This is a genomic window from Pectobacterium versatile, assembly GCF_020166435.1.
GTDB classification, from domain to species: Bacteria; Pseudomonadota; Gammaproteobacteria; order Enterobacterales; family Enterobacteriaceae; genus Pectobacterium; species Pectobacterium versatile.
The window spans coordinates 41,231-58,477 of the sequence record NZ_JAINZP010000013.1 but is presented as its reverse complement, the minus strand read 5'-3'; the positions used below and the strand labels follow the sequence as shown (position 1 = coordinate 58,477).

Here is a 17,247-nt window from a genome sequence, read left to right as displayed (position 1 = left end):
CATCCGAAGCGCAATAAATGACTGATACAATAAAAAATATCGCTACTTGCGAACTGCCCACCAGCGTCCAATTCCCCCACTACGATCGTAAGGCGTTGAAGCCGCGCATCGTCCATATCGGTTTTGGTGCTTTTCATCGCGCTCATCAGGCACTGCTCACCGATCGCGTGCTGAATATGGTGGGAGGAGACTGGGGTATTTGTGAAGTCGTGCTGTTCAGCGACGACACCATGATCAATGCGCTGCGCCAGCAGGATCATCTGTTTACCGTGTTGGAAAAAGCAGCGACGGAAAATCAGCCGATTGTGGTCGGTGCCGTGTGTGAATCGTTACATGCCAGAATAGAAGGTATCGGCGCGATTATTGAGAAACTTGCCGCACCAGAAACCGCCATCGTTTCCCTGACGATTACCGAAAAAGGCTATTGCATGGACGGGACGAGTGGCAAGCTGGATCGGACCAATAAGCTGATTCAGCAGGATCTCAGCGATCCTCGTCATCCCGCTTCGGTACCGGGGTTGCTGGCGGAAGCGCTGCGCTTGCGTCACGAACGCGGGATTGCGCCGTTCACCGTCCTCTCATGCGATAACGTGCCGGAAAATGGCAAAACAGCCAAAGCCGCCGTGCTAGGATCTGCTGGGCTCAATGATCAGAGTCTGATCGATTGGATCGAGGCCAAGGTTTCTTTCCCGAATACGATGGTGGATCGCATTGTCCCTGCCGCGACGCCGGAAGCGTTGCAGGAAATTGCCGAGCACCTCGGCGTCGCCGATCCCTGTGCGATAGCCTGCGAGCCCTTTATTCAATGGGTGATCGAAGATCATTTCACTGCCGGACGCCCTGAGTGGGAAAAAGCGGGCGTGCAGCTGGTGCATGACGTACTGCCGTTTGAAGAAATGAAACTGCGCATGCTGAACGGCAGCCACTCGTTTTTAGCCTATCTGGGCTATCTCGCCGGTTATGATCACGTCAGCGACTGTATAAATGACGAGAACTATCGCCGTGCAGTGTCTCATCTCATGCTGCTGGAGCAGGCACCGACACTCAGCGTCGTGGATATCGACCTGAAAGACTATGCTGTTCAGCTGCTTATCCGTTTTTCCAACCCAGCGCTCAAGCACCGAACCTGGCAAATCGCGATGGATGGTTCACAAAAGCTGCCCCAGCGCATGCTGGAATCGCTACGCTGGCATCTGCGTAATGGTGGAGACTATCGCTGTCTGGCATTAGGGGTCGCTGGCTGGATGCGTTATGTCAGCGGAAAAGACGATGCAGGCAACCCTATCGAAATCCGCGACCCGCTAGCAGACCAGCTCAGACTGGTCGTTGCGGAAACGTCAGATAATGCCGAACGGGTCAGTGCGTTTCTCAATATTCGTTCTATTTTCGGCGAGGATCTGTCAGCAAACCACGATGTCTTCAACGCTATCGCACAGGCTTATCTGAAGCTGCGCGATCACGGTGCGAAGAACACCGTGGCCGCACTGGTACAAGACTTTAAATAACGATAAATCCAAGCAGCGCAAGATATACCGCACTCTGCGCACCCAGCGACAGAGTGCGGCCTTTACCTTTTGTTTCATCCAGCCACGGCAGCGATGACCAACTCATTCCCGCACCAATAACTGCGATCACCAGCATCGCTGCGGCAACCAGCCAGACGAGTTTATCCAGCAGCGAATTGGGAAACAAAATTTGCATTGCGGAAACGACGAGAAACAGCGTAACGCAACGCAATACCCCGACCAAAATACCCGCACGATCTCTCAGCCCACGCGGTGCGGAAGACGGTAACCAGGCCTGAAAAGCAAACAACCCAACTACGGCAATAAAAATCACATAAATAATGGCATAGACCAGCAAATGACTCACGTTACGGCTCCTGATGAGGGAATACGATAAAGTAAACTGGGCGGGATGATGACGACATTTCCTCTCTGCGGTCAATGCGTTATTTCACATCATGCTATCGATTTGTGGGACAGCGCCCACTATCGCCTCGCCGCCAATCTGCACGTATAATGCTTTCTCGTAATAAATTTACATACTTTGTAAATTAAGAACATAAACACAAGATCAAATAATTATAAAAAGCAAATTAAAATATCTTATTTCATGATCTGTCTGACAGATCATCATTAAAAGCCCCCTAAAGCGTGATCGCCAGTTTACTTTCTTTTCAATAGAGCAAATGATAAAGAAATGATAGTTCAATAGAACTGAAATATTGTTTCATCTTTGTAATTAGGCTGATCATGAATAAACCAATCTCTTTTAAACACACGTTCTGCTACGGCAGCGCGAACCTGCTTGGCAGTGGCGCGCTTGCTATCAGCGGCGCATGGCTGATGTACTTTTACACCACATTCTGTGGGTTAACATTGGTTCAGGCTGCTGCTATCTTCTCCGTTGCCAGCATCATCGATGCGGTCAGTAACCCCATCATGGGATACATCAGCGACAACTTCTACAACACCCGCGTTGGTCGCCGATTTGGCCGCCGCCGCTTCTTTATTTTGCTGGGTGTCCCGCTGGTTCTGGTCTACCCCATGCTATGGGTTGAAGGCTTTGGCTTCTGGTACTATCTGGCGACCTACGTACTGTTCGAGCTGATTTACACCTCGATCATGGTGCCGTATGAGACGCTGGCTACCGAAATGACCTCTGACTTTAAACTGCGCTCTAAGCTGACAGGTTCTAAAGCCATTTTCGGTAAAATCGCCAACTTCCTGGCGGCGTTCATTCCTGGGCAGTTTATTGCTATCTACGGTAAAGACTCCGCAACGCCATTCTTCTACACCGGCCTGGTCTACGGCGCCATTATGTGTGGGGCGATGATCGCGCTGTACATGACATCCTGGGAACGTCCGGTCAACGAAATCGTCCGTGAAAGCACATCCAGCCTGTGGCAAGCGATGAAAAAGCTGAGCGTGGATATGGTTTCCACCTTCCGTTTGCGTATTTTCCGCAAACATCTGGGGATGTACCTGTTTGGCTTTGGCGCTGAGTGGCTTTTCGCTTCCGCGTTTACCTACTTCATCGTCTTTGGTCTGAAGCAGAACACGGCACTGGTATCACACCTCAATAGCTTCAGTTCGATTATGCAGCTCATTTCTACCGCAGCCTTTATCGGTATCTGCGTCAAAATGGGCTTTGCGCGGCCGTTCCGTCTGGCCTTGATGGTAGTGATTGTCAGCGTAATAGCCTATGCCGCACTCTATTTCGCTAACTGGTCAGAAGACATGACCATCTTTGTTCTGTTCGCCATTACTGCCGTATTTGGCCTGAGCACGGGCGGTATCTACTACATCCCCTGGACGGTTTATACTTTCCTGGCCGATGTGGATGAAGTACTGACTGGGCGTCGCCGTGAAGGTATTTACGCTGGTGCCATGACGTTCGCCGGTAAAATGGTTCGCTCTGTGATTGTCTTCGCGATGGGCTGGACACTGAGCCAATTCGGCTTTGTTTCCGGGCAGTCAGTGCAGCCGGAATCTGCCGTACAGGCGATTGTTGGCGTGTTCTCGCTGGGTGTTATCGGTCTTGCGCTGGTTGCGATTTACTACACCACTCAGATGAAGCTGGATCGTAAAAACCACGCCATTCTGCTGGAAGAGATTGCACGTATCAAAGCGGGCGGCGCCATTGCCGATGTACCAGCTCATGCTCGTGCTGTCGCAGAAGAACTGACGGGCTGGGAATATGAGAAGTGCTGGGGTAACAACCCGTTAGGCGTTCAGTCAGAAGAGGCTAAACCGCAGGTTGCGACTGCACAGCATTAATTGAAGACGTTCGTTTATTGGAAACAAGCATCGATTGAAAACAGGCATCAATTAACTGTTATCAACTAAAAACAATCAGCCCAATCTTGTATTGGACTGACTCAGAATGTTGACGAACCTTTTTGCCGAACGAAAACGGGAGTAACGGAATAGAAGAGTAAAGCGTTTGCGCCAAGGATGGCGCAATCCGAGCGCACAGGGAAGTGTTCACAGCGTCTTTACGATCTATCCGTTACTACCGCTCGGCGGCCTTTGTCAGCAACCTCAATCAGCCAAATCTCGTATTGGGCTGATTCATTTAGGCCTGCGTTTGCTGATTAACAGAACGGGTAGGATAGGCAGACGATCGCATCAATCGCCTGCCAAAATGCAGGATTAAATCAACGAAGCTTCTTTCAATTCGCTTTTCAGGTAAGCGTAGTATATCGGGGCCGCAATCACACCGGACAAGCCAAACGCTGCTTCAAACACCAACATCGCCAGCAGGATTTCCCACGCGTGCGCTTTGATCCTCGTCCCAACGATTTGTGCATTCAGGAAGTACTCAAACTTGTGAATCAGCATCAAATACACCAGCGCAACCAGCGCAATCGGCAACGAAAGCGATAAGCCAGACAGGAAAACGATCGAATTGGAGATCAGGTTACCAATCACTGGCAGCAGACCGAAAACGAAAGTAAGCACCACCAGCGTTTTGGCAAACGGCAGATGGATACCACATAGTGGCAGAGCACCAAGAATGAAAATGGCAGACAGTACCGTGTTAACCGCAGAGATTTTCACCTGAGCGAAAACAATATTGCGGAACGATGCCGACAACAGCGAAACTCGACGCAGTAGCTCCGCTTTGAGTAACGGTTTTTCCGTGTCTTTATCGACGTTATAAAGCGAGACAATCGCGCCCAGCACCATACCAATCAGCATCGTCACAAAACCATGTAGAAAACTTTTCCCCATATTCTGCAACATCACAATATGCGCCTGAATCCATTGCAGCAGCTCGTGCTGGAGCTCTTCAATACTGACCGGCAGATACCCCGGTAAGTAGTGGACGATCTGCTGCTGGATGTCATTGAGGATGTAGCCAATGCGCACATTAAACGCGGCGGTATCCTTCATTTCCTGCATCAACAGCCCGACCAGGCTGCCAAACAATAGACTCAGCAGGCTAACGACCAGCGTGCTGATCACCGCGACAACAATCCAGCGGGCGCGCTTACCGCTGATGACCCGTTGGAAATAGGGCGTCAGTAAATTCACAATTTCATACACCAAAAAACCGGCGATAAAGCAGGCCAGCAGGCGTAAAGGCAGCAATATAAGCAGGCCACCCATAATAAAGAAAAAGCTCAACAGGCGAGCTTGTTTCAGATTCAGTAACTGCATGATGACATCCCGTATGAAGAGGCAACGCCGAGGATACTCTTTGTGGAGTATGCTACGCCTTTTTCGGTACCAACAGATTGATATATATGCGCCAGATTTACGTCTATTCTGCGAGTGATACAAACGGGGGATATTTTTGGTGTTTTATCAGCGAAATACCAGCAGTGTTTTAGCTCGGTCGGATATCCACCCACCAGGAGAAACGCCGGGTCACCTTCACTGGCAGCGTCCGGGCAACAGCCTCAAGCAGGCGATCGGTTTCATGTAGCGGAAAAACGCCCGAAATCCGTAGCGTCGTCACCGCAGAATCAACATGAAAATAACCATTGTGATAGCGGGCAATTTCATTAACAAACTGTCCTAGCGGCATGTTATCCGCGACCAGTTGTCCTTTGCGCCAGCTCTGTCGGAAATTCTCAACGGGTGCGGGTTCACTGCTCCTGTCGCGGGTAAAGATAACCTGTTGCCCTGCCGTCACCCGCTGCGCAGCGGGTACCGCCGTTTGTAGCAAGACCTCACCGCTAAAAACGGAAAGGACGCTGTGGGCAGACGTATAGCGCAGCGCTAATTGACAGGAATGCGCGGAAGCCGCGAGATCGCCATGGGGCGTGGTCAACCGGGCTGCGTGGGCCGTTTGGTTGTCCAGCATCAATTCGCCTTTGATCAATTGGAAGGTCAGCGGTTGAGACAATGCAGGGTTGCCCTGCTGATTCAGTGCCGAATCCGTATTGAGCCAGACGGTCATTCCCGTTTCGATGTTGAGCTCACGCGTTTCCCCCGTCCCCGTGTGGTAATCGGCCGCATAGCTTTCCCACGGCAGACTAAAACCCACACCTCCGGTAAGGCTGGCAATCGCCAACAATTTGAGCATGCGCCGACGTTCCCCACCCCGCTTGCTCAGCACCGAAGAAGCTAATTGACTGTCTACCGCATGGAAACGGGCGTGAATCTGTTCAACCTGCTGCCAGGCAAGTCGGTGGGTTTCATCCTGATGTAACCATCGTTGCCATGCCTGACGCTCGAGTTCGGAGCAGTCTTCGTCATACAGCGTGGCATACCACTCGGAGGCGGCATAAAGAACATCTTTCGGAATAGAAGAAGTAATAGAGGAAATCATAAGTCCTGACACAATAGACAATTCAGCATTGCCTGTGCCATATATTTTTTCACCATCCGCTCGGAAACGGCTAATTTTTCAGCAACCTGCCGATAGGTCAAGCCATCAAGATGCACGAACAAGAATGCCTGACGCACTTTGCCCGGCAGCGTCGCCAGCATCTGGTCGATGGCCATCAATGCATCAACCACCATAACCTGCTGTTCCAGCGAGGGAGCAAAAGTAAACTCCTGCTCTGCCAACACCTGAAGATAGGCATTCTCGATGTCTTTACGTCGCCAGTGATTGACCGCCAGCCCGTGGGCGACAGTCGTCAGCCAGGCGCGTGGTTCACGGATGCGATCGGCCTGATGCAGGCAGATCAAACGTAGAAACGTATCCTGAGCCAGATCCGCAGCCTGCTGTGAACACCCCAAACGTCGAAGCAGCCACGCCTGTAACCAGGCATGATGGTCATGATAAATCTGCTGAACATTTAAGGTTTCAGGCTGATGGAGGCAGACAGCGGCGGGACTCTTCACGGTATTCGCTCAATGTGACAGCAATGAAATGATTTTCATTATCATTAAAAGCAAAGTCAACGACTATTCACATTTATCATGTCGATTACGCTAAAAAGGAGGAGGCCGCATGGCGTGCATGCAAAAAGAAAGAAGCCCGAGAGCTTCTCAGGCCGTTGACAAACCTATCTGTCAAACGAAAACGGGAGTAACGGAATAGAAGAGTAAAGCGTCCGCGCCAAGGATGGCGCGGCTCGAGCTTACATGGACGTACTTGCAGCGTCTTTACGATCTATCCGTTACTCCCGCTCTACGGACTTTGTTAGCAACCTCAGAAGCCAAGGGCTTCTTTCAGAGAGCGTCGAGAAGATTACCAACGATAGCTGACGTTCGCGCTAACGTTACGGCCTTCACCGTAGTAGCACCAGTAGTTACAGGCGCTGACATACTCACGGTTGGTCAGGTTGGTTGCATTAACCTGCAAACGCCAATCTTTGCTGAAATCATAGGCGATCATCGCATCCCACAGTGTATAAGCAGGAACCTTCATGTCCGCTGAATTGGCAATGTCACCGTAAGAGCTGCCCACATAGCGCACACCGCTGCCGATACTTAATCCTTCCAGCTTGCCGTTAAAGGCATAAGTCGCCCAGCCAGACACGATATGTTCAGGCAGGCCCGGCAGGCGTTTACCCACTTCACCGACGGTACCTGATTTGGTCGTCTCCACTTCGTTGTATGTGTAGTTTGCCGTAAGCGTCAGACCGGTATAAACCTCACCGTTCAATTCCAGCTCGAGGCCGCGTGAACGGGCCTCACCCGCCTGAATAGTTAGACTCGGGTTTTTAGGATCCGTCGTTTTGACGTTTTTCTGTTCCAGATTAAACAGGGCAGCAGAGGCATAACCGTTAAAGCCTTCCGGCGTATATTTCACGCCAACTTCCGTCTGCTGGCCTTCTTCCGGCACATAAGGACGTTCATAACCATCGCGACCCGACACCGGAAGGAATGATTCCGAATAGCTGACGTAAGGGGAAATGCCGTTATCAAACAGGTACATTACCCCAGCAGTCTTGGTAAATTTGGTATCGTCGGTGCGAGTATCCGCGCCTGATGAGAAATTACGGTCGCGAGACTTCGCCACGTCGTAGCGTCCACCCAGCAAGAAGATCAGATGCTCGTCATACTTAATCTGGTTCTGAACATAATAACCCGTCTGATGGCGGCCAGAACGGTGATCGAACAGTTGGCTGTCTGGCGATGTATAGTTGCCGTAAACTGGGTTAAAAATATCGATAGGACTGCCAAAGGCGTACAGATTTCCATCGCGGCTTTGTGTATTGGCACGGCGGTAATCGAACCCGAGCAACAGCGTGTTTTCAATATCTTCCCACTGCCATTCACCCACTAACCGATTGTCCGTAGCCCAGTTTTGCGCAAAGCCGTCACGGTAGGTCAGCCCACGATTAGCCTGACGATCATTAGCCATACTCAGCGCATAAGCATTGCGTAGATCCAAATTCAGGTAGGTGTAGTTCACATTCTGGTGGAACGTCCAAGTATCATTCAGATGATGCGTGAACTCATAGCCCAGACTGAACTGTCGGGTATCGTGGCGGTTCATACCTGGTTCGCCTAGCGATGTTTTATAGCCGACTTTGCCAAACGGCGTGCCATGTAATGTGCCGTACGGCAGCTTAAAGCCGTTGGTTGTGTCGGATTTCGTCTCCATGTAGCTGGCTAACACGGTCAGTTCCGTGTCTTCTCCGAGGAACGTGACGCTCGGTGCCAGATAAAGGCGCTTGCTCTTCGAGAAATCCATCTCACCCGAGGTATCACGCGCCAGCGCAACAACCCGATACAGCACCGATCCGTCATCGTTTAATGGACCCGCACTGTCAACGGCCAGATGGCGATAGTCGTTAGAGCCGTATTCCAGCTCCACTTTTCCCTGCGGCAAACGCGTTGGCCGTTTGGTGATGACGTTAACCAGACCGCCTGGCGGATTTTGCCCATACAGAACGGAGGCAGGGCCTTTCAGAACTTCGATACGCTCGACGCCGAACGGCTCAATCTGCTGGCCGTAGAATCCATCTTCATTCAGCGTAGCCAGGCCATTCTGGAACCGAGACTGATCGCTAAATCCACGAATAGTCACCCATTCGGCTTTATTGTCCGGCCCGTATGGCGTTGCCAGAATACCGCTGCTATAGCGCAGTGCCTGATCGATCTTTTGCGCACCGCGCTCTTCGATCTGCTGCTCTGTCACAACCGAAACCGCACGTGGCGTCTCTGAAATCGGCACATCCAGCTTCATCGCGGTATTCGGTGGAGCGGTGACGACGATCCGATCGTTTTTAGCGACAACAGGCGCAGAAACAGGAACTGGCTCACTCGCCGTACGCTGCACCAGCGTCACGCTGCCATCGACACTGTACTGTGTGCTTAGGCCGCTGTTGCTGAGGATCTGCTGAAAACCCTGCTCAACGCTGTAGTTCCCCTGCAACCCCGCACCGCGCTTACCCGCCACAACTGCCGGATCGTAAGAAAGTAATACGCCAGCCTGTTGGGCAAATTGATTGAGCACCTGATTGAGCGGGCCGGATGGCACTGCATATTGTTGGACAGGTACAGTAGATGCAGCATAGACCACCGCTATTGGCAGCACTGAGGCAAACGATGCCCCAAGTACCCCAGCACGTAAAGTACGAGCCAACAAGTGGGTACTGAATTTAACCATTATTTATCCCCCTATCGCATAAGAAATGCTTGTTTTCAGAAGCAATGCCAATTGAGGGAGTAAAAAGGGGAACCAAAAATCAGAAAATAATTGAGATAATGTGCGATGAATAAGAATTATTACGTAGAAATGTTATCAATATGAGGAAATCCATACGCGAAAAATACTATTACAAGTAAAAAAATTTGACGCTATTTTTGCCAAAAAGTGCTGTATGGTGATGAGCACAATATTGGCTTAACATTATCAATAATTAGACGGGAGTCTAGTTATTCATTTGTCATCCTTTTGGATTCCAAACGCTAAAAATCCAGAAAATTTTCGGAGCTTATTATCTATGTTTAATAAGCAGAAAGCTTCAAGGGATAGCCCATGAATACACAGAAAGAAAAGGGGAATAGGTAAGAAAAAAACAGAATGGTATCGAAACGTTTCGCGATTTATTTAGAAAGAAGCATATTAGATGCAATAAAATTGCATAGAATACATAACTCTCTATTTTTTCTTAATTTTTAACAGTTACATGAGCAATAAAGAACGTCTTTTATTCTCCATTAATGAAAAATCGGTGCTATTTTAGCATTCCATTGGCAAAAAGTGCGCGTCAAGGAATAATCAACGCAATCGATTGCTATTGAGAATAGTGAAAACAGATTAGCAATAGCAATGTTAATAACAAAAATTTTTCTTTTGTCGCTACTTTCTACTGAGGAATATCCCCTCTTGCTCTTCAAGCCAGATAATCTCAGCTTATTCAAGCTTAGGAGGCTAAATTTGTCGAAGGCTCGACAACATCCTGATTAAGGATCAGCAAGGAGAGCACTCGGTTTTCAACGTTCAGCTTAGAAAAAGACAGCGTACTTAACTGCTTCTTGGTAAAGCCATCCGACAGCAGATCCGAGACCACACGTGTACTCAACACGTTGGAATTCGTCATAAAGTCGTGATAGGCAAACTTCACGTTGATAGGTAGTACATCATCAATTGAGACGGGCGTATTCATTTCAGCACGCAATCCAAAATGGGCGTTGAAGGCAGAATTCGCGCAAACGACCTTACACTTCTCGTCAATCACCGCCACAGCACGCCGATCGTTCTGAACTGGTTGAGAAAGCATGCCTAAAATCTCATTCCGGCCAAATATCAGACTCATTGTTTCCTCTGCATCATGCTATGTAAAAAGATATCTCACAGCGCACCATGACTACATGGCACTCCATTGATAAGCAATCAACCTACCGGAATTTAAAAGGCTTCCGGATTAATAGTGTTCTCCCCCTCCAGAAAATCACCTAACGAAAAGGGTGAATTTCGCTAACCTAAACCGCTACGTGTTTTCAGGCTATTGGAGCTCAAACACCTGCCGACGTACTCAGCGTCAGTGATGTTGGGTATATCTACGTTATTTATTTTTGGAAACCAGATATTTCTGAATAAGAAAAAATAACACTTTATCTTTTTTTTTGTCAGCTACTAGCCACTGCATCTTTACCGTTTTTAAGAAGCCTCATGCAGTGCTATGGAACCAACCTAAAGTGTAGATTATTCACACTTATTTGCTCGTTGCTAATCAGATAAATCTATTTCATTAATAGCCTACATATAATTAACAATTAGAACAAAAAATCAACACATAAAACATCGTTAAACACGCTAAATAACTGGCTCACGTAGAAATATACTCTGAACAGGATTTTTACTATCGGCTGAATAAGCGGGATCTTTATGCCTTTTGATCGTAAAGGGCGATCAAAAACTTGATAACAATAGATATAATCTATTGAAAACAATGAATTGATCGTTAATGGCATTATAACAGCGTCGATAACTCTGCTGACTTTCATATTGTGACGTACATCACTTATTGTGATTCAGCTACTGCAAAAAAGCTGCCTGCTTTATGAACTGAAAGACTATCTTTTAAGTAACACTTCATTGCTTTTCCTACATTGCGTGATCAATCGCGCAAAAAAGAAACAAAGACAACTCGTTAACTACAATTAACGATCATTTGACATAGCATTAACATGTTTAAGGAGAAGCGATATGACACAACATAATAAACACACCATTCCCGCCGCAATTGCGGAAAATGCACTGATAAATGCCCAGCAATACGAGAATATGTATCGGCTGTCCGTTGACGATCCCACTACCTTTTGGGGTGAGCAGGGAAAGATCGTCGATTGGATTAAACCCTATGAAACGATCAAAAATACCTCATTTGACCCTGGACACATCCGTATTCGCTGGTTTGAAGACGGTACACTAAATGTGGCAGCAAACTGCCTGGATCGTCATCTGGCCGAGCGTGGCGATCAGACCGCCATCATTTGGGAAGGCGATGATGCGACACAAAGTAAAAAAGTCACCTACCGTGAACTACATCAGTCCGTGTGCCGCTTCGCTAATGTGCTGAAGTCACAGGGCGTCAAAAAAGGCGATGTCGTTGCTATTTATATGCCAATGGTGCCAGAAGCAGCCGTGGCAATGCTGGCCTGTGCCAGAATTGGAGCGATTCATTCGGTGATCTTCGGAGGCTTCTCCCCCGAAGCGATTTCCGGGCGTATCATCGATTCCAGCGCCAAACTGGTCATTACCGCCGATGAAGGCGTACGCGCCGGACGTGTGATTCCGCTGAAGAAGAATATTGATGAGGCGTTAAAGAACCCGAACGTCACCACCATTTCCAGCGTTATCGTTTTCCGCCGCACGGGTAAAATCAATGAATGGCAGGACGGACGCGACCTGTGGTGGCACGAGCTGGTTGAAAAAGCAGACGATCATTGCCCGCCAGAAGAGATGAATGCGGAGGATCCGCTGTTTATCCTTTATACGTCAGGTTCGACGGGGAAACCCAAAGGCGTGTTGCACACCACTGGCGGCTATCTGGTTTATGCTGCACTGACCTTCAAATATGTCTTCGACTATCATCCTGGCGACATTTACTGGTGTACGGCAGATGTTGGCTGGGTCACGGGGCATAGCTACCTGCTTTATGGTCCGTTGGCATGCGGGGCCATTACGCTAATGTTCGAAGGTGTACCAACCTGGCCGGACGCCAGCCGTATGGCACAAGTGGTCGATAAGCATAAAGTTAACATTCTCTATACCGCTCCTACTGCGATTCGCGCATTGATGGCTGAAGGTGATAAAGCGATCGAGGGCACATCGCGTGAGTCGCTCAGGATCATGGGTTCCGTCGGCGAGCCTATCAACCCAGAAGCCTGGGAATGGTATTTCAACAAAATCGGCAATGGTAAATGTCCTATCGTCGATACCTGGTGGCAAACGGAAACAGGCGGCTTCATGATCACCCCTCTGCCTGGCGCGATCGAAGCTAAGGCCGGCTCCGCGACGCGTCCGTTCTTTGGTGTACAGCCTGCGTTAGTCGATAATCTCGGCAACCCACAGGAAGGCATTTGTGAAGGCAATCTGGTGATCGTGGATTCGTGGCCAGGTCAGGCAAGAACGCTGTTTGGCGATCACGATCGCTTCGAGCAAACCTACTTTTCCACTTTTAAAGGCATGTACTTCAGTGGTGACGGCGCACGCCGTGACGAAGATGGCTATTACTGGATCACGGGCCGCGTTGACGACGTGCTGAACGTTTCCGGGCATCGTCTGGGGACGGCGGAAATCGAATCTGCGCTCGTGGCGCACCCCAAAATTGCCGAAGCGGCCGTGGTCGGCATTCCGCACCATATGAAAGGACAGGCCATTTATGCCTATATCACGCTAAACCACGGGGAAGAACCGTCCAGCGAGCTCTACACGGAAGTTCGCAACTGGGTGCGTAAGGAAATAGGTCCGATTGCCACACCGGACATCCTGCACTGGACTGACTCTTTACCAAAAACGCGATCCGGCAAAATCATGCGTCGTATCTTGCGTAAAATCGCCGCCGGTGACACCAGCAATCTGGGGGATACCTCAACGCTGGCCGATCCTGGCGTCGTCGAAAAACTGCTCGAAGAAAAGCAGGCCATGAGTACCGCCTCTCAATAACCCCTGACCCACCGCACTCTTCATTCCCGTAAGCCATGACGTGGCTTGCGGGGATGCGGCTGGCGATAAATCAGGCGGTAACGTCGCGGCAAGACTCAACCCTACAGATTACTGGAGACTTACGATGAATGATGCCATTTATCAACGGATTGAAAGTCACCCCTTATTCAGAGAACTGGTCAACAAGCGACAGCGTTTTGCCGCTTTTCTTTCACTGATCATGCTGGTGCTTTATGTCGGCTTTATTCTGCTCATCGCCTTTGCACCTGGCTGGCTGGGAACGCCGATTGCTCTAGGTTCCAGCATTACCCGTGGTATTCCAATTGGCGTGGGATTGATTGCGATTTCCTTCATTCTGACAGGCGTTTATGTGTATCGCGCTAACGGTGAATTTGATCGTCTGACCAAGCAGTTACTGGATGAGGTAAAGCAATGAAAATACGCTTTATGATACTGTTCGGACTTTTGACGCTGCCAATGCTTGCATGGGCAGCAGATGCACTCACGGGGGATGTCCAGCGCCAGCCGTTGAATATTCAGGCTATCGTGATGTTTCTGCTGTTCGTTGGCGGCACGCTGTATATCACTTACTGGGCATCGAAGAAAACGCGTTCACGCAGTGATTACTACACGGCAGGCGGCAACATCACCGGTTTCCAGAACGGACTGGCGATTGCAGGTGACTACATGTCCGCTGCATCCTTCCTCGGTATTTCTGCGCTGGTCTACACCTCCGGTTACGACGGCCTGATTTATTCACTCGGCTTTTTAGTTGGCTGGCCGATTATTCTGTTTCTGATCGCAGAGCGGCTACGTAACCTCGGGCGCTACACCTTTGCTGACGTCGCATCTTACCGTTTGCAACAGCGCCCGATCCGCAGCCTCTCCGCCTGTGGTTCGCTGGTGGTTGTGGCTCTGTACCTCATTGCGCAGATGGTGGGCGCGGGGAAACTCATCGAGCTGCTGTTCGGCCTCAACTACCATGTCGCGGTGGTGCTGGTCGGGATTCTGATGGTGATGTACGTAATGTTTGGCGGTATGCTCGCCACCACATGGGTACAAATTATCAAAGCGGTCCTGCTGCTGTTCGGTGCCACCTTCATGGCCGTCATGGTGATGAAATCCGTGGGGTTCAGCTTTGACGAGCTGTTCAAACAGGCGGTAGCAGTTCACCCAAAAGGGGCAGCAATTATGCGTCCTGGAGGACTGGTTTCTGATCCGATATCCGCGCTGTCTCTCGGGCTGGGCCTAATGTTCGGTACGGCCGGTCTGCCGCATATTCTGATGCGTTTCTTCACCGTCAGCGATGCGAAAGAAGCACGAAAAAGCGTGTTCTACGCCACGGGGTTCATGGGCTATTTCTACTTCCTGACCTTCATCATCGGCTTCGGCGCTATTCTGCTGGTCAGCGCCAATCCAGCGTTTAAAGACGCGACAGGCGCGCTCATCGGTGGGAATAACATGGCAGCTGTGCATTTGGCCGATGCCGTCGGCGGCAACTTCTTCCTCGGCTTTATCTCTGCCGTGGCCTTTGCCACCATTCTGGCCGTCGTTGCTGGGCTGACACTAGCAGGTGCGTCTGCCGTGTCCCACGATCTCTACTCTAACGTGTTCAAGAGAGGAAAAGCGACGGAGCGCAATGAGCTGAGAGTCTCAAAAATCACCGTACTGGTACTGGGTGTGGTGGCTATTTCGCTCGGTATCCTGTTTGAGAACCAAAACATCGCCTTCATGGTTGGGTTAGCGTTCTCCATCGCTGCGAGCTGTAACTTCCCAATTATTATCATCTCCATGTACTGGTCTAAGTTGACTACACGCGGAGCGATGATTGGCGGTTGGGCGGGTCTGTTGACGGCTGTAATTTTGATGATATTGGGGCCGACGATCTGGGTGAAAATCCTCGGTCATGCCACCCCTATTTATCCCTATGATTATCCAGCATTGTTCTCCATGCTGGTCGCGTTTATCGGTATCTGGTTCTTCTCCATCACCGATCGCTCCGAAGCCGGACAGCAGGAACGCGCACGCTTCCATGCGCAGTTTGTCCGCTCACAAACCGGCGTCGGCGCATCACGCAGCAGTTCCCACTAGATTCCCTCTCACTGGCCCGTACAATACGGGTCAGTTTTTTTCTGAAAAAAATCATTTATATCATTGAAATTTAAGCCAATTATTTTTAACCACTCGCTAATAGATAACTCAAATTAAGGCATATAAATAGTCTGAAGCCAACCGCATACCCTTACTTCAAAATAAACAAACGCTGTAATTCTCGCCGATTACTAGCACCCGTTTTGCGGTAGAGATTTTTCAAATGCGTTCTAATCGTGTTGACGCTCAAATTGAGTTGTTCACCCATGTTTTCATTACTCATGCCAAGCCCTACTAACCTGGCGACCGATTGTTCCGCAGGTGTGATATTTTTTGCTCCCACACAAGGAATCGATTGAGGCGGCATCATCTTGGATAATTTTAGCGGCGATGTGTATAACATTCGGGCAAAAATACGAGTTTGTTCTAACTGGGCCTTAAGACTGATACTTTCATTTACTTGATTCTTGCTGGATTGCTGGATCCCCCATACTGCCACAGGCAATCCCAGAGAACGAATCACAGACACCATTGTCACCCCACCAACCCCGACCAGACGTGGCGTAACACTTAATTCTTTCTCGATAGCATCCGAGAGGATACGAATTACCGGTGAGTGTCCGGAAGTAATCGGTGCCTCTGGCGTGATCTCTATAGGAGAAAAGGTGAACAAAACCCTTTCCTGTTTTTCAATAAGGCGAGCTAATTGCTGTAGGTCATTCATCACCGATTCCAGCCTACAATTTGGCATCAGGCGAATATCAAGGTAAAACACAAAATTGGCAGGGACATGGTTCAGCCCCGTACTGTTGGTTTCAGAATGTGTTGGGGTTATCGTTGATGTGGGAGGGAAGAAGAATGGGTCAGGGCAAGCATAACGACGACGTACGTGCTTCAAGCGGGAAATAAAGCGAGCAGCTGCCTCAAAACAGTTTGGCCCCTCACTAAACCCAGCATGATATGCTCGGCCTTTGACATCAATACGCACCCAAGCATTGCACTTTTCGCCAATTTCAATAATGCTGCCGTTCTCATTGCCATAATCGGGTGCCACAATCAGATCATCAGCCCGAAATAACTGTGGGATTTTATTCAAAACATGGCTGATACCTTTCGTGTAATCAATAATACTAGCACTGGTAAAAATAATCCCAATCCCCATTGGCGGCGTTATCTTCAGTTGCTTTATGGCATCCAGCAATAATAAGGCCGAGACAATTCCCTGATTGTTATCCTCTACGCCCCTGCCATACAATCTATCACCATCAATACGCAAGATGAACGGATCGCTCATCCAATGTTCCAGTGGCCCCGGAGCGGCAATATCCATATGCGTAACTAACCATAGCGTGTGCTTGCACCCCGCAGGAAGAAAATGCGCCACCAAATTGGGTCTTAATTTATTATTCGCCTGAACGTCCAACGCATCCATACGCTGAACGCGGCAAAGACCATTTTGATATAGCCACTCCTCTATCCACCTTGCCTTTATTTCTTCTCCTTCACCACCATGTTCAGGATTAATAGCAGGACGACGAACCAATTCCCGATGAAAATTGATCGCTTCGCCTTCTCGCTGCGCAATAAAATTTAATAATTCATTCATAATAATGAACCAGGTAG

The 17,247-nt window shown here is 49.4% G+C and carries 12 protein-coding genes; 5 read left to right on the top strand and 7 right to left on the bottom strand.

Annotated features, from left to right (window positions below):
* The first annotated feature begins 17 nt into the window (after positions 1–17).
* Positions 18–1,505 (top strand): mannitol dehydrogenase family protein, encoded by a 1,488-nt coding sequence (locus K7X24_RS15105; RefSeq protein WP_224555601.1) that lies wholly within the window; start codon positions 18–20, stop codon positions 1,503–1,505.
* Here the strand turns inward: K7X24_RS15105 and K7X24_RS15100 are convergent.
* Entirely contained in the window at positions 1,498–1,872 is a 375-nt protein-coding gene (locus K7X24_RS15100) for a hypothetical protein (RefSeq protein ID WP_203470393.1), read from the bottom strand. The two genes, K7X24_RS15105 and K7X24_RS15100, sit on opposite strands and share 8 nt — an antisense overlap.
* 383 nt (positions 1,873–2,255) lie before the next feature.
* Here K7X24_RS15100 and K7X24_RS15095 point away from each other — a divergent pair, with 383 nt between their 5' ends.
* Entirely contained in the window at positions 2,256–3,782 is a 1,527-nt protein-coding gene (locus K7X24_RS15095; RefSeq protein ID WP_224555600.1) for an MFS transporter, read from the top strand.
* A gap of 375 nt (positions 3,783–4,157) precedes the next feature.
* On the opposite strand, the gene K7X24_RS15090 is transcribed toward K7X24_RS15095, so the two are convergent.
* The 5 genes from K7X24_RS15090 to K7X24_RS15070 all read right to left on the bottom strand — a co-directional run bounded on the left by K7X24_RS15090 (position 4,158) and on the right by K7X24_RS15070 (position 10,678).
* Positions 4,158–5,168: an AI-2E family transporter gene (locus K7X24_RS15090; RefSeq protein ID WP_224555599.1), complete on the bottom strand. Its 1,011-nt coding sequence runs from the start codon at positions 5,166–5,168 to the stop codon at positions 4,158–4,160.
* A 169-nt stretch (positions 5,169–5,337) separates the two neighbouring features.
* Complete coding sequence (locus K7X24_RS15085) at positions 5,338–6,285, bottom strand: FecR domain-containing protein (RefSeq protein ID WP_130621934.1); 948 nt, start codon at positions 6,283–6,285, stop codon at positions 5,338–5,340.
* Positions 6,282–6,806, bottom strand: coding sequence for a sigma-70 family RNA polymerase sigma factor (locus K7X24_RS15080; protein ID WP_224555598.1), 525 nt, complete (start codon positions 6,804–6,806; stop codon positions 6,282–6,284). Before K7X24_RS15080 ends, K7X24_RS15085 begins: the two co-directional genes overlap by 4 nt.
* A 349-nt stretch (positions 6,807–7,155) precedes the next feature.
* A complete protein-coding gene (locus K7X24_RS15075; protein ID WP_224555597.1) occupies positions 7,156–9,525 on the bottom strand; it encodes a TonB-dependent siderophore receptor in 2,370 nt (789 codons plus the stop codon).
* A 760-nt stretch (positions 9,526–10,285) separates the two neighbouring features.
* Entirely contained in the window at positions 10,286–10,678 is a 393-nt protein-coding gene (locus K7X24_RS15070; RefSeq protein ID WP_318012701.1) for a transcriptional regulator, read from the bottom strand.
* An 893-nt stretch (positions 10,679–11,571) separates the two neighbouring features.
* Between K7X24_RS15070 and acs the strand changes: the two genes are divergently transcribed.
* The 3 genes from acs to actP all read left to right on the top strand — a co-directional run bounded on the left by acs (position 11,572) and on the right by actP (position 15,624).
* Positions 11,572–13,533, top strand: coding sequence for an acetate--CoA ligase (acs, locus tag K7X24_RS15065; RefSeq protein WP_224555595.1), 1,962 nt, complete (start codon positions 11,572–11,574; stop codon positions 13,531–13,533).
* A 124-nt stretch (positions 13,534–13,657) separates the two neighbouring features.
* Complete coding sequence (locus tag K7X24_RS15060; RefSeq protein WP_224555594.1) at positions 13,658–13,969, top strand: DUF485 domain-containing protein; 312 nt, start codon at positions 13,658–13,660, stop codon at positions 13,967–13,969.
* Positions 13,966–15,624, top strand: a complete 1,659-nt coding sequence (gene actP, locus K7X24_RS15055; protein ID WP_224555593.1) for a cation/acetate symporter ActP — start codon at positions 13,966–13,968, stop codon at positions 15,622–15,624. Before K7X24_RS15060 ends, actP begins: the two co-directional genes overlap by 4 nt.
* A 151-nt stretch (positions 15,625–15,775) precedes the next feature.
* On the opposite strand, the gene K7X24_RS15050 is transcribed toward actP, so the two are convergent.
* Positions 15,776–17,230, bottom strand: a complete 1,455-nt coding sequence (locus K7X24_RS15050; protein WP_224555592.1) for a M20 family metallo-hydrolase — start codon at positions 17,228–17,230, stop codon at positions 15,776–15,778.
* Between the last annotated feature and the right edge of the window lie 17 nt (positions 17,231–17,247).